Source organism: Pseudocolwellia sp. G5-9, from assembly GCF_055808995.1.
Genome location: NZ_CM147893.1, coordinates 4,561,860 through 4,575,063, shown reverse-complemented (window position 1 = coordinate 4,575,063; position 13,204 = coordinate 4,561,860). Strand labels below are relative to the sequence as shown.

General features: G+C 35.1%; 14 protein-coding genes. 4 read left to right on the top strand and 10 right to left on the bottom strand.

Going from position 1 to position 13,204, the window contains the following annotated elements:
* Positions 1-25: 25 nt before the first annotated feature.
* From nqrE to AC0L5Q_RS19885, 10 genes are all read right to left on the bottom strand, one after another.
* The gene (gene nqrE, locus AC0L5Q_RS19930) at positions 26-649 is read right to left on the bottom strand and encodes an NADH:ubiquinone reductase (Na(+)-transporting) subunit E (RefSeq protein WP_076418586.1); all 624 of its coding nucleotides are present in this window, start codon (positions 647-649) and stop codon (positions 26-28) included.
* 5 nt (positions 650-654) lie between these two features.
* Positions 655-1,278 (bottom strand): NADH:ubiquinone reductase (Na(+)-transporting) subunit D, encoded by a 624-nt coding sequence (locus AC0L5Q_RS19925; protein WP_473613287.1) that lies wholly within the window; start codon positions 1,276-1,278, stop codon positions 655-657.
* Positions 1,278-2,060: a Na(+)-translocating NADH-quinone reductase subunit C gene (locus tag AC0L5Q_RS19920; RefSeq protein ID WP_473613286.1), complete on the bottom strand. Its 783-nt coding sequence runs from the start codon at positions 2,058-2,060 to the stop codon at positions 1,278-1,280. The genes AC0L5Q_RS19925 and AC0L5Q_RS19920 overlap by 1 nt, the downstream gene beginning before the upstream one ends.
* Positions 2,053-3,264, bottom strand: coding sequence for an NADH:ubiquinone reductase (Na(+)-transporting) subunit B (locus tag AC0L5Q_RS19915; protein WP_473613285.1), 1,212 nt, complete (start codon positions 3,262-3,264; stop codon positions 2,053-2,055). The genes AC0L5Q_RS19920 and AC0L5Q_RS19915 overlap by 8 nt, the downstream gene beginning before the upstream one ends.
* 2 nt (positions 3,265-3,266) lie before the next feature.
* Positions 3,267-4,604, bottom strand: a complete 1,338-nt coding sequence (locus tag AC0L5Q_RS19910) for a Na(+)-translocating NADH-quinone reductase subunit A (RefSeq protein ID WP_473613284.1) — start codon at positions 4,602-4,604, stop codon at positions 3,267-3,269.
* A gap of 341 nt (positions 4,605-4,945) precedes the next feature.
* Positions 4,946-6,136 carry an enoyl-ACP reductase FabV gene (fabV, locus tag AC0L5Q_RS19905; protein WP_077338006.1) on the bottom strand — a complete coding sequence of 397 codons (1,191 nt, stop codon included), beginning with the start codon at positions 6,134-6,136 and terminating at the stop codon, positions 4,946-4,948.
* Positions 6,137-6,346: 210 nt separating this feature from the next.
* Positions 6,347-7,453 carry a TRAP transporter substrate-binding protein gene (locus AC0L5Q_RS19900; protein ID WP_473613283.1) on the bottom strand — a complete coding sequence of 369 codons (1,107 nt, stop codon included), beginning with the start codon at positions 7,451-7,453 and terminating at the stop codon, positions 6,347-6,349.
* 5 nt (positions 7,454-7,458) lie between these two features.
* Positions 7,459-8,844, bottom strand: coding sequence for a TRAP transporter large permease (locus tag AC0L5Q_RS19895; protein WP_473613282.1), 1,386 nt, complete (start codon positions 8,842-8,844; stop codon positions 7,459-7,461).
* Positions 8,844-9,392: a TRAP transporter small permease subunit gene (locus tag AC0L5Q_RS19890; RefSeq protein WP_473613281.1), complete on the bottom strand. Its 549-nt coding sequence runs from the start codon at positions 9,390-9,392 to the stop codon at positions 8,844-8,846. Before AC0L5Q_RS19890 ends, AC0L5Q_RS19895 begins: the two co-directional genes overlap by 1 nt.
* Positions 9,393-9,543: 151 nt before the next feature.
* Positions 9,544-9,864 carry a BolA/IbaG family iron-sulfur metabolism protein gene (locus AC0L5Q_RS19885; protein ID WP_473613280.1) on the bottom strand — a complete coding sequence of 107 codons (321 nt, stop codon included), beginning with the start codon at positions 9,862-9,864 and terminating at the stop codon, positions 9,544-9,546.
* 221 nt (positions 9,865-10,085) lie between these two features.
* Here AC0L5Q_RS19885 and AC0L5Q_RS19880 point away from each other — a divergent pair, with 221 nt between their 5' ends.
* From AC0L5Q_RS19880 to AC0L5Q_RS19865, 4 genes are all read left to right on the top strand, one after another.
* Positions 10,086-11,240, top strand: a complete 1,155-nt coding sequence (locus AC0L5Q_RS19880; RefSeq protein WP_473613279.1) for a methyltransferase — start codon at positions 10,086-10,088, stop codon at positions 11,238-11,240.
* Positions 11,237-11,827, top strand: coding sequence for a YajG family lipoprotein (locus AC0L5Q_RS19875; protein ID WP_473613278.1), 591 nt, complete (start codon positions 11,237-11,239; stop codon positions 11,825-11,827). The genes AC0L5Q_RS19880 and AC0L5Q_RS19875 overlap by 4 nt, the downstream gene beginning before the upstream one ends.
* A gap of 35 nt (positions 11,828-11,862) precedes the next feature.
* A complete protein-coding gene (locus AC0L5Q_RS19870; protein WP_473613277.1) occupies positions 11,863-12,459 on the top strand; it encodes a peptidylprolyl isomerase in 597 nt (198 codons plus the stop codon).
* 291 nt (positions 12,460-12,750) lie between these two features.
* Positions 12,751-13,080 carry a hypothetical protein gene (locus AC0L5Q_RS19865; protein ID WP_473613276.1) on the top strand — a complete coding sequence of 110 codons (330 nt, stop codon included), beginning with the start codon at positions 12,751-12,753 and terminating at the stop codon, positions 13,078-13,080.
* Positions 13,081-13,204 lie beyond the last annotated feature (124 nt).

The window sequence follows — 13,204 nt, the reverse complement described above, 5'->3', positions numbered from 1 at the left end:
CAACTCGTATTCCTTGTTAATCTTATTATAACGAAATACCACCGAAAGAAAGAAAGCCAAAAGCCATCAATCCTGCAGTAATAAACGTAATACCCAAACCTTTAAGGCCATCTGGAACGTCAGAATATTTCATCTTTTCGCGAATACCAGCAAGCAATACAATAGCTAATGCCCAACCGATACCAGAGCCAACACCATAAACAACAGATTCACCTAGCGTTAAGTTTTTAGATACCATAAATGATACCGCACCAAAAATCGCACAGTTAACCGTAATTAACGGTAAGAAGATACCTAATGCTTGATATAACGCAGGGAAGTATTTATCTAACACCATTTCAAGGATCTGAACTAATGCAGCAATAACACCGATAAACGTTATAAATGATAAGAAACTTAAATCAATTGTTTCTTTAGGGTCTGTAATCCCCATAATTGAATCTAAAGCACCAGGCGCTAATATTGCTTGGTAGATTATTTGGTTAGCTGGAACCGCAATACCAAGTACAACGATAACAGCTACACCCAACCCCATAGCAGTACTTACTTTTTTAGATACAGCTAAGAAAGTACACATACCTAGGAAGAAACTTAAAGCGATGTTTTCAATAAAAATCGTTTTAACTAATAAACTAATATAATGTTCCATGAGTTCTAATCCTTCTCAACTTGTTCTGGTTTCCATTGGCGAATTGCCCAAATTAAGAAACCAATAAGGAAGAATGAGCTAAATGGTAATACTAATAAGCCATTTGCTTGATACCAACCACCATTTTGAATCAATGATAATATTTCGATACCAAAGACTGTTCCGAATCCAAATAGTTCACGAACAAAAGCAACACTCATTAGTATGAAACCATAACCTAGACCATTACCGATACCGTCCATGAAACTTACACCAGGCTTTTCTTTCATAGCAAAAGCTTCTGCACGGCCCATAACGATACAGTTAGTAATAATTAAGCCAACAAATACAGAAAGCTCTTTCGATAATTGATAAGAAAAGGCCTTAAGTACTTGGTCAACTACAATTACTAATGATGCAATGATTGCCATTTGAACAATAATACGAACACTTGAAGGTATTTGATTACGAATAATCGAAATAAACAAGTTAGAAAATGCCGTAACAACAATAACAGCTAATGTCATTACTAATGCATTTGCCATTGAACTTGTTACCGCTAAAGCAGAACAAATACCAAGTATTTGAAGCGCTATAGGGTTGTTGTCAAAAATAGGTTTAGTTAAAACCTTATTTGTTTCTGAAGCCATTAGTTAACACCTCCCTTACCTAATGAAGAGCGATACTTAGCAATAAAAGGTTTGTAACCTTCTTCACCAAACCAAAACTGTAATGTACGTGTAACACCGTTACTTGTTAAAGTTGCACCTGATAAAGCATCAACACCATGGATGTCGTTAGCTTTTGCGCCACCTTTAACTAAATGAACTTTAGGTTCACCTTGTTCGTCATAAATTTTCTTACCTGGCCATAATGCTTTCCACTTAGGATTCATTACTTCAGCGCCAAGGCCCGGAGTTTCTTTATGATCAGAGTACACAACACTACGTACAGTATTTAAATCTGATTCTAAACCAACGTAACCGTACATTAAATCCCACAAACCTGAACCGACGATAGGAAGAACAATCGTGTTAACTTCACCTTCATCATTACGTACTAAGTAAACAACAGCGTTATTAGAACGACGGTTGATACCTGCAATATCATTCTCAGGTTTTTCAGATTTAGTTGCATCTCGCGAATTACGGCGTTCATCAAATAATAATGGATCACCTTCAATAAACTCTCCTGAATCAAGGTCAATCATTTTAGCGTCAACATATTTGTTAAACGTAGCAACGATATCATCACCAGCAACATCTAATAGACCAGCTGTTTCTAAAATCTTAGTTTGTTGATCAAGTAACTTGTTAGCAACCTGTAAAGGTTTCAGTTGAACTGCAGATATTGATACCAATGCAGCACAAACCAAACAAACAACGAGTACAAAACCAATCGTTTTAATAGGAGTTTCTTTATTACTAGACATTACGAGCAAGCCTCCGTTTGATGTTACCTTGTACAACAAAGTAATCGAATAAAGGAGCAAACAAGTTAGCGAATAAAATAGCTAACATCATACCTTCTGGAAATGCAGGGTTTACTACACGAACAAGCACAACCATTACACCAACTAAAGCACCAAACCAGTATTTACCTGTGTTTGTGAAAGAAGCTGAAACAGGATCTGTTGCCATAAACATCATACCGAATGCAAAACCACCCACAACTAAGTGCCAATACCAAGGCATTGCAAACATTGCGTTAGTTTCACTACCTATGGTATTAAATAGTAAAGACGTAACAACCATACCACCAAACACACCTAATACGATGCGCCATGATGCGATACCTTTATAAAGGATATATGCACCACCTAATAGAATAGCGAATGTTGATACTTCACCAACAGAACCAGGAATAAAGCCCCAGAATGCATTCCACCAGTCAGCATTTAAAGCGTAGCTAATTTCACCAACGTTTGCCGCAGCGCCTGCAGCTAAAGCTGTAGCACCAGAGAAACCGTCAACAGCAACCCAAACTGAATCACCTGAGATTTGTGCTGGATAAGCAAAGAATAAAAATGCACGACCCGCTAACGCTGGGTTTAAGAAGTTTTTACCTGTTCCACCAAATATTTCTTTAGCAACAACAACACCAAAAGTAATACCGATAGCCACTTGCCATAATGGAATAGTTGCAGGAACAATTAATGCAAATAAGATTGAGCTTACGAAGAAACCTTCGTTAACTTCATGCTTACGTACAGCTGCAAAAAGAACTTCCCAGAAACCACCAACAATAAATGTTACGGCATATATAGGTAAAAAGAACACTGCTCCGTAGAGCATCATTCCAAACCAACCAGTATCAGCAGCTAAGCTACCACCTAGTGTTTCAAATAGGCCTACTTGCCATGTATCAGGTAAAGCATAACCAGCAGCTAATGCTTCAGTTGCTTGAAAACCAATATTGTACATACCAAAAAACATGGCAGGAAATACGGCTAACCAAACAGTGATCATGATACGTTTAAGGTCAATACTATCACGTACGTGAGTTTTGCCTTTGTTAACGTAACCTGGAGTAAATAAGCCAGTCGCTACGGCTTCGTAGAGAGCAAACCATTTCTCATGTTTACCGCCTTTTTCAAAATGCGGCTCTATATCTTCAATAAACTTTTTGACACCCATGACTAACCTTCCTTCTCAATTATGGTTAGGCAATCACGAAGTAGAACGCCGTAATCTGTTTTGCCTGGACAAACAAACGTACAAAGCGCTAAATCTTCTTCATCTAGCTCTAAAGCACCAAGTTGTTGCGCACTATCGGTATCACCAGCAGCTAAATCACGTAACAACAAAGTTGGTAAAATATCTAATGGCATTACACGTTCGTAGTTTCCAATTGGAACCATTGCTCGCGGACTACCATTGGTTGTAGTTGTCATATTGAATAATTTCTTAGGGAAGAAATGAGACATATATGCACGAGTTACTGAGAATTTATTTGGTCCTGGGTACATATAACCAATAAATTCTTTTTCACGACCTTCTAAAATTAAAGAAATTTGAACGTGGTAACGACCTAAATAACCATGAACACCTTTAGCCGTAGAACCTGATAACAATGAACCAGAAACAACACGTAACTCACCAGGCTTAACTTCATTTTCAGTTAATTCAGCAGTTGAAGCACCTAATAGGGTTCTTACTAAACGAGGATTTTTAGCAGCAGGACCCGCCAATGAAATAACACGCGTACAATCAAGTTCACCAGTAGTAAATAACTTACCAAATGCAATAACGTCTTGGTAACCAAGATGCCAAACAAATTTGTCAGCGCTTACTGGTTTTAAAAAGTGTATTTGCGTACCAACAAGGCCAGCAGGATGTTTACCTGCAAACTCATTTACTTTTACATTAGCTTCAACAGGAATATTCGCTCCTGGTGCTTTGCTAACAAAAATATCGCCTTCAGTTAAGCGTGAAAGAATAATTAAACCTTGTTTAAATGCTTCTGCCTGTTCGTTAATAATAACTTCAGGATCAGCTGCATTTGGGTTTGTATCCATTGCGCTAACAAAAATGGCTGTTGGTGTTGAATCAATAGCAGGAACTTTACTATACGGACGCGTTCGTAATGCTGCCCATAACCCAGAATTAACGAGGTTATTTACAACATCTTGACGATCTAGTTTAGATAGTTCATTTGCTGAGTAGCTTGGAAACGTCTCTTTTTCATTGCCATCTATTTCGATAACAACTGATTGTAAAACACGTTTTTCACCACGGTTGATTTCTTTTACAACACCTGATGCTTGAGCTGTGAATTTAACGCCAGGGTTCTTTTTATCTTCAAAAAGAACCTGACCTTTTTTAACACGATCTTCCACTTTAACAAACATGGTAGGTCGCATACCCACAAACTCTTCACCTAGTGTTGCAACGGTTTTAATGGCATTGCCATCGTGGATCACTTGTTGGGGCGAACCAACTACAGGTACATCCAGACCTTTTTTTATTGTAATCATAAACACTTGCACTACTTTTGATGGGAGTATCAAAATCAAAGATTTTTATTCAAACCATTTACGCATGAACATAACCAGTACAAATAAAAATATTGATTTCAGTGTATTTCAGTAAGAAACAGAGAATAAACTTGTTTCCACTGGCTCTAGGTTAAAATTTTTCTGGCGCGATTTTAGCACAATAATTCAATATCATTCTACGGTCGCTACAACTTTTCATTATAATTTAGGCTAATAAATAATTATTAGCTCAAAATTCACGCAAAAAGTTATATTTTAGTGCAAAAAAAACCGATATTTTAATTATCGGCTTTTCAAATTGGTGCAACCTTGGTTGAAAATTAATCTAAGTGATTAATTTGTACAACAGGGTTTACATCAGCGTCATAATCAACACTATCAACACCAAATCCAAACAGTTTTAAAAATTCTTGATGGTAACCTTCATAGTCAGTTAACTCATCAATAGTGTCGGTATCAACAGTATTCCAAATATCGGTTACACGTTGTTGAACACTGTCTTCTAATTCTTTGTAGTTTTGACGTAAGCGCCCTTCTTCGTCTAAACGAGGCGTTTCACCATAAATATTTTCAACAAATAAATTTTGAATCTGTTCTATACAACCTTCATATGTACCATCAGCTTTCATTACTTTAAACATAGCAGAAATATACAATGGCATAATAGGAATTGCTGAGCTTGCTTGAGTAACTACCGCATTAAGTGAAGTAACGTAAGCTTCGCCTTTAATAGCTTGTGTTGAGGCTTTAATTGCTGATGCTGCACGATCTAAGTCTTCTTTGGCTTTACCAATAGTTGCTTTACCGTAAATAGGCCAAGTTAATTCTTTACCTATGTATGTGTATGCAACTGTTTTAAAGCCTTCTGATAATACGCCTGCTTCATTAAGTGCTTTGATCCAAAGCTCCCAATCGGCTCCACCCATTACGTCGATAGTGCCTTGAATTTCTTCTTCAGAAGCGGCTTCTACAGAAACAGAATCAATAACACGTTTTGAAGTATTTAAATTTTTAGTGGTAACACTTTGACCAATAGGCTTAAGCGTTGAAGAGTATACTTCACCTGTATCAGGATCGGTTCTACGTGGAGATGCTAAACTATAAACAATGAGATCTATTTGGCCTAACTCTTCTTTAATGGTGTTAATCGCTTTAGCTTTTATTTCATGAGAAAAAGCATCACCATTAATGTTTTTAGACCAAAGGCCTGCTTCATCTGCAGCTTTTTGAAAAGCAGCTGTGTTATACCAACCTGCTGAAGCTGTTTTCTTTTCAGTTGGTGGTTTTTCGAAGAAAATACCTAATGTTTTCGCATTATTACCAAAAGCCGCTGTAATTCTAGAAGCTAAACCGTATCCAGTAGATGCACCTATAACCAGTACATTTTTTGGTTTAGTGTTAGCTTGTTCATGTTGCTTAACATAAGCAATTTGTTCATTTACATGAGTATCACAACCTACAGGGTGTGCATTGGTACAGATAAAACCACGAATTTTTGGCTTAATAACCATAAAAAAACCTTATATTTATATATGTTGTCGATTGTTGAGCTCGATAATACTAATCAGATATATGAGTAATCATTTAGCGTGAATTCATCCGTTTAGTATTACTGCTCTTCATTTTAATGGGCATAGTTTACTCTGCTGAAAAAAATAAGAGGTACGAGCAGTTGAATTATGCAAAGTGTAACTAAAACAATCACACTTTGCAGACAAAATTTATCTATGCTGTAAATATTCTTTTAGCGTTAAATCGTTGTAGTCACGAGCTTTTGAAAGAAAGTCTTGGTAAGACTCTAATACTCTAGCAAAGTCTTTATCTTTTTTAGCCTCATCAGCTAAAACGTCTTTTGTGTGCTTTTTTAATGCTAATAATACGTCATCAGGAAATTGTTTTAATTTTACATTGTGCTCATCAACTAACACTTTTAACGCATTACTGTTTCGAGCAGTATATTCATCAAGCATGTCTTGATTAACCGCTTTGGCCGCTATTCTTACTATTTCTTGTAAATCACTTGGCAGCTCATTAAAAGCTTTTTCGTTGATCATAAATTCAAGTGTTGTGCCTGTTTCATGCCATATAGATGAATAGTAATAATCTGCAACTTGATAAAATCCGAACGCTAAGTCGTTATATGGTCCTACCCACTCAGATGCGTCTAAAGCTCCACTTTGCAATGATGAAAAAATTTCTCCACCGGCTAAATTAATAGGAATACCACCCGCACGTTTAAGTACTTCGCCACCTAAACCAGGCATTCTCATTTTTAAGCCTTTAAGATCATCAACCGAATTGATTTCTTTTTTAAACCAACCTGCAAATTGCCCACCTGAATTTCCGCCAGCCATAGGGATAAGACCAAAAGGTTTATACAACTCTTCCCAAAGCTCTAAACCACCACCAAAGTGTAACCAAGCATTCATTTCTGTTGCTGTCATACCAAAAGGAATAGTACTAAACATTTGTGCTGCTGGTATTTTACCTTTCCAGTAATAAGCACCACTATGCCCCATTTCAACGGTACCTTGAGAAACAGTATCAAATACTTCTAATCCCGGTACCAACTCCCCTGCTCCAAATACTTTAACGGTTAAACGTCCAGCACTCATTTTTTCGACGTACTTGGAAAACGTTTCAGGAGCGGTTCCTAAACCAGGAAAATTTTTCGGCCAAGAGGTCACCATTTTCCATTTATAAGTTTTAACTTCGGCTGCTCCAGCTTGAGAAGTTGATTGTTTGTCGCTACCACATCCTGTAATTACAACAGCACTTATTAAGAGTACCGAGCATAAGGAAAACATTTTACTTCTTAGTATATTCATATTTTCTATCCATATATTTTTTGAGGTAACCAGGTTATGAGCTCAGGCCAAATAGCCAAGACACCTAACAAGAATAGTTGTATTAAAATAAAAGGAATAACTCCTTTATAGATTTCGATTGTTTTAAGATTTTTATCTGCAACGCCCCTTAAATAAAACAAAGCAAAACCAAATGGTGGTGTTAAAAAGGATGTTTGTAAGTTAATTGCGATCATTATACCTAACCATATAGGATCAAGCCCCATAGCTAATAATATAGGAGCAACTATAGGCACAACAACAAAAGTGATCTCAATAAAATCTAATATAAAACCTAAAAAGAAAATAATAAGCATTACAACAATTGTTGCACCAATAACACCTCCTGGAATTCCTTCAAATACACTATGAATAAGTTCTTCACCCCCAAAGCCTCTAAAAACTAAAGAGAATAAGCTCGCTCCAATCAAAATAAGAAACACCATAGATGATATTTTTACCGTACTTTGCATAACCGATTGCAGGTTAGGTAAGGTTAACTGTTTTTGCCAAGCAGCTAATATTAATGAGCCAACAGCACCAACTGCAGCCGCTTCAGTAGGCGTTGCATAACCTAATAAAATAGACCCTAAAACACAGCACATTAATAATAGAGGAGGAATAAGCGCAGATAAAAAGATACTCAGCTTTGATTCACCATTCATCAACTTATTCACTTCTTCATCATCAAGGGGTGGAACAGATGAAGGCTTTAAGATAGCTAATGTAATTGTATAAAGAATATAGAGTCCAACAAGTATGAAGCCAGGAATAACGGCACCAGCGAATAAATCGCCCACAGAAACTGTTTTAGGGCTAAAGATCCCCATATTTAACTGTGCTTTTTGATAAGCGCTTGAAAGTACATCACCTAATAAAACTAAAGCGATTGACGGAGGAATAATTTGACCTAATGTACCCGTAGCACAAATAATACCTGAAGAGTATTTAGGGCAGTAACCGCGCTTGAGCATAGTAGGTAACGACAACATTCCCATAGTTACTACGGTAGCCCCAACAATTCCTGTGCTTGCGGCTAATATCATTCCAACTATGATTACTGAAATCCCCAGACCACCGTTTAATTTACCAAACAACAATGTCATTGCATTAAGTAAGTTCTCTGCAATTTTAGAACGCTCTAACATCGCCCCCATAAAAACAAACAAAGGCACTGCAAGTAAGGTTTGGTTATTTACAATACCGAATAATCGACTAGGTAACGCTGATAATATACTGGCATCAAAAATGTCAAAAAACACTCCGACTCCAGCAAAAAGCAACGCCGAGCCAGCTAAAGATAATGCAACGGGATAACCAATAACTAAAACAATACAAACGAATAAAAACATCCACAAAGCAAGGTATTCCATTAACTTACACCCTCGATATTATTTACGGTATCGGTTTTCTCGTTCTTGTATATCAGTACATTTCTGAGTATTTCTGAAATACCTTGAAGAATAAGTGTTATTGAAAAAAGTAATAGAAAGGTTTTACTTATATAAACAAAGGGTAAGCCACCGGGTTGAGATGATGTTTCCATAATGCGCCAAGAAACTAAAACATAGTCCCAGCTAATGTAAAAAATAAAAGTACAAACAGGAATAAGTAAAAAAACAGTACCAAATAAATCCACTAACGCTTTAGTTTTTACTGAGTATTTTTGATAAAAAACATCGATACGTACATGGCCATTTTCTTTCAAAGTATAAGCAGAACCTAAAAGAAAAACTAATCCATGCATATATAAAACAGATTCTTGCATGGCAATCCATCCCATATTAAAACCATACCTAAGTACAACAATAATAAAAGTGATGAGTACCATAAAAAGAGAAAACCAAGAAACAAGCTTGCCGGTTAAATGTGTAAATTTATCAATAAAATGAATAAAAGATTGAATGAGATTATTTCCCATTGAGTGAAAATCCATACATTGTAATTATTATACGGACAAAAATAACAGAATTTCAAAAGTGGAAACATAATTATTTTAAAATAATTATGTTTATGTATTTTTAATCTACAGCTTCTCCCCTCGTATAAGACACACGTCTATGTTAATCCCTTTACGCTATTTTTCTAGTCAGGTTTGAGTTACTCATAAATAAAGGTAAGGATGAAAACCGATATAACCATTCTTTCTCGGTATAAGTATGAAGAGTGAGTACCGAAATACTTTCGATTAATTCTTTGGCTAAAATACTGTTGATGGCTTTATGCCGTTGTTTAATTCTCACCCCCTCAAATATTGTGGATATCATAACGACATTAAAATGAAATTGTTCAGGATCAGGAAAATCAAATAGTAACTTTTCCTTAGTAATATCAATATGCAACGGAGAAAATGCGTTGATAAGTTTCTCTTCTATTAACAATTCAATAGCCATATATTCCCTCATGTTATTTTTATTAACATTACTAATAAGCGTAGCCTATAAAGTAAAATAATCCATCAAATATAAGCAGAATATAGAGCTCTTTTCGCTAAATATGTGTTTAACTTAGATAAATAGTTTTAATTATTTATCTTTAAAGCGACTAGCCGCACTCGTTAATTTTTGACACAATAGACTTCTCCAACATTCACTTTTTCGTTGTAAATTTTAATATGATCAGCCCTTTTATTTTTAATGATAAAAACCTTTTTCTAGATCGTTTCCCTGTAGGACAAGTTAACCGTAGTTTACAAGCCTGGGATGCCGCTGATGAATATTTAATTAATTACTTAAATGAAAATCACCTAACGGATAAGCAACAAAACATACTCGTGTTTAACGATGCTTTTGGCGCACTCACCTGTAACTTATCTCAGCATCATGTATTTTGTGTTAATGATTCATATATAAGTCAGCAAGGGATAAAACTGAATGTAGAACAAAACTACATAAATGCTGAAAGTATTAGCTATTTAACAAGTACTGATGAACTACCAGATAATATTGATTTAATTTTATATAAGATCCCAAAAAGTAAATCATTATTAATTGATCAACTGATGCAAATTAATGAGAAGTACAGCGAAAATACTGTATTTATTGCAGCTGATAGAGCAAAAGAAATTCATAGCTCAACCTTAAAATTATTTGAAAAGCATTTAGGTGCTACAACAACGTCATTAGCCGTAAAGAAAGCTCGCCTTGTTTTTACTCATATAGAAAATAAACCAAACATAGAATCGCCATTTCCAACTTGTTGGGAAATGCCGTCAATACAAAACAAAGATAAAGTATTTTCTATTTCCAATCGTTCTAATGTTTACTCAAGAGAAAAACTTGATATTGGCGCTCGATATTTTATTAATAACCTGCCGAATGTGTCAGCTGGAGCAACAGTTATAGACTTAGGCTGTGGTAATGGTGTTGTCGGATTGTCAGTTTTAGATCAACAACCCGACGCTGAAATTCATTTTTATGATGAATCATTTATGGCGATAAAATCAGCGGAAGAAAATATTAAAACAAACTTCCCAGATTTAGCAGAAAAATGTACATTCAATATTAATGATTGTTTAAGTAGCGTTGAAGGTGGAAGCGTAGATTTAATTTTGTGTAATCCACCTTTTCATCAACAAACAGCAACAACAGATCATATTGCTTGGCAAATGTTTAAAGATAGCCATAGAGTATTAAAAAAGGGAGGCGAGTTACGTATTATAGGTAACCGCCAATTAGCTTATCATATCAAGTTACAGCGAATTTTTGGTAATGAAAAACTCGTTGCTAGTAATGATAAGTTTGTAACTACAGCGGCAATTAAACGATGAAATTAAAATTACTGTTAACCATAACTTTATTAAACATAATAACGGCGTGTACAACTTTACCTCGGCATATTGTGGTGTCGCCTGAGCTGATCGGTTATTCAAAAGGTGTGTATTTTGATAAAAGCATTCAACTCAATATTATCGACCAACGTACAGGTAACCAAGTTGTTCAAATTTTAGAAGATGGTGAGCCAGCTAAACTACTTTCAAGCCAAGATAGTTTAACTAATATAATCAATAAAGCGATAAATCCAGTGTTACGTAAACAAGGTATTACACTTGATCAATATGCCAACATAACCGTTGACATTACTATTGATACGGCTTTAATAACGGTTCAGCAAAGCTTAGTTAACTATACAGCTAAAAATACAATAGCCTTAACCGTTTCTGTATCAAATTCCAACCAAGTCACCACAAAAAGCTTTAATACTGCTGGCAGCAGTGCTGGGCCGTTAGTAGCTGATATTGCTGTGCTAGAGCGAGATTTCAATCACCAACTTGCTTCATTACTTGTAAGAATTGCTAATAGTAATGAAATACAAAATGCGATTAAGCAACAATCAAACAACTCTGATACCTTTTAATTATCTTCTTTTCGTAGCCTAGGCGTTCATTTATTATGCTCAAAACTTTCATCAAACTCATTTTTGCTTTTTGTCTTTTATCTTCCTCCGCTATTAAAGCTAACGACATAAAGATAGACCCTGATAACTTATACCCAAAAGTAAAAATTGAAACATCAATGGGTACAATTATTGTTGAATTAGATAAAGTAAGAGCACCTATTACGGTAGACAACTTTCTTAATTATGTAATTACAGGTGAATACAACGACACTATTTTTCATCGTGTAATTAAAGACTTTATCGTGCAAGGTGGTGGTTATGATAAAGATTTTACTATTAAAAAAGTAAATGAAGATATTGTTAATGAATCTGGCAATGGCTTAAAAAATGAAATAGGCACTATTGCTATGGCAAAAGAATCAAAACCGCATACGGCTAATAGGCAGTTCTTTTTCAATGTGGCTGATAACACCAATTTGGATCCAGGAAGAAGCTGGGGATACGCTGTTTTTGGTAGTATAACTGAAGGTCAAGAAGTACTAGAGGCTATAGCAAAAGTTAAAACCGACTATCATGATGGAATGGGTTGGCAAGATGTTCCGGTTGAACCAGTTATAATAATCAAAGCTACATTGCTACCCACAGAATAAAATAATAACAATAAGATGGTTCTCAAAAAATTAATACAACAAATAAACAGTAACAAAAAAGAACAAAAAACGAAAAAAAACAACACTAAAAGCAACAAGAAAAAGAACAAATCGAACATTATTCAACAAATAAGAATCGATTTTCAAGATAAACTTCTTTGACTTTTACTTTATTTTCAACGATACATATATAACGTATACCACTTAACTATAGGAAATACTGAACTTCATGGAGATTTTAATTCATATAAATTGAATTAAAGAAGACGTCATACTCAAAGAGTAAAATATATGATAATCGAGCAGTTTATCAATGAAAAAATTAAACAAACCATTTATTACATTCAAGCCGTAATAAGTCATTCGTTACATCATTCTGAATTAGATCAATTCATATTAAATACTATGGATGAATGGACTTTACTTAAAATACAAGACGAAACTCCAGCTAATGCAAGAGAAAGAGTTTTTTGGCACCTGATTCACGAAGTAAGCCTTCATGGCGCTCATTCGTTAAATGATAATTTATATTTTAAAAGTGAAATAACAACCTGTGTAGACTTTTTTGCAGGTACAGGTAGCTATCCTTTAGATTGCATAGGCTGGAGACCTATCGCATAATCTTTATAATCTAAAAGACCTAAATTTAACTTATAAATACCACAACATTGTAACAATCCATATAATTAACTTCTTTCATTACAAACAGTCTGATAGGCTTTACCCACCTAACATTATTTGAATA

Excerpts from the sequence above, each read along its gene's own strand:
- nqrE (WP_076418586.1), bottom strand. The coding sequence starts at position 649 with ATGGAACATTATATTAGTTTATTAGTTAAAACGATTTTTATTGAAAAC.
- AC0L5Q_RS19925 (WP_473613287.1), bottom strand. The coding sequence starts at position 1,278 with ATGGCTTCAGAAACAAATAAGGTTTTAACTAAACCTATTTTTGACAAC.
- AC0L5Q_RS19920 (WP_473613286.1), bottom strand. The coding sequence starts at position 2,060 with ATGTCTAGTAATAAAGAAACTCCTATTAAAACGATTGGTTTTGTACTC.
- AC0L5Q_RS19915 (WP_473613285.1), bottom strand. The coding sequence starts at position 3,264 with ATGGGTGTCAAAAAGTTTATTGAAGATATAGAGCCGCATTTTGAAAAA.
- AC0L5Q_RS19910 (WP_473613284.1), bottom strand. The coding sequence starts at position 4,604 with ATGATTACAATAAAAAAAGGTCTGGATGTACCTGTAGTTGGTTCGCCC.
- fabV (WP_077338006.1), bottom strand. The coding sequence starts at position 6,136 with ATGGTTATTAAGCCAAAAATTCGTGGTTTTATCTGTACCAATGCACAC.
- AC0L5Q_RS19900 (WP_473613283.1), bottom strand. The coding sequence starts at position 7,453 with ATGAATATACTAAGAAGTAAAATGTTTTCCTTATGCTCGGTACTCTTA.
- AC0L5Q_RS19895 (WP_473613282.1), bottom strand. The coding sequence starts at position 8,844 with ATGGAATACCTTGCTTTGTGGATGTTTTTATTCGTTTGTATTGTTTTA.
- AC0L5Q_RS19890 (WP_473613281.1), bottom strand. The coding sequence starts at position 9,392 with ATGGGAAATAATCTCATTCAATCTTTTATTCATTTTATTGATAAATTT.
- AC0L5Q_RS19885 (WP_473613280.1), bottom strand. The coding sequence starts at position 9,864 with ATGGCTATTGAATTGTTAATAGAAGAGAAACTTATCAACGCATTTTCT.
- AC0L5Q_RS19880 (WP_473613279.1), top strand. The coding sequence starts at position 10,086 with ATGATCAGCCCTTTTATTTTTAATGATAAAAACCTTTTTCTAGATCGT.
- AC0L5Q_RS19875 (WP_473613278.1), top strand. The coding sequence starts at position 11,237 with ATGAAATTAAAATTACTGTTAACCATAACTTTATTAAACATAATAACG.
- AC0L5Q_RS19870 (WP_473613277.1), top strand. The coding sequence starts at position 11,863 with ATGCTCAAAACTTTCATCAAACTCATTTTTGCTTTTTGTCTTTTATCT.
- AC0L5Q_RS19865 (WP_473613276.1), top strand. The coding sequence starts at position 12,751 with ATGATAATCGAGCAGTTTATCAATGAAAAAATTAAACAAACCATTTAT.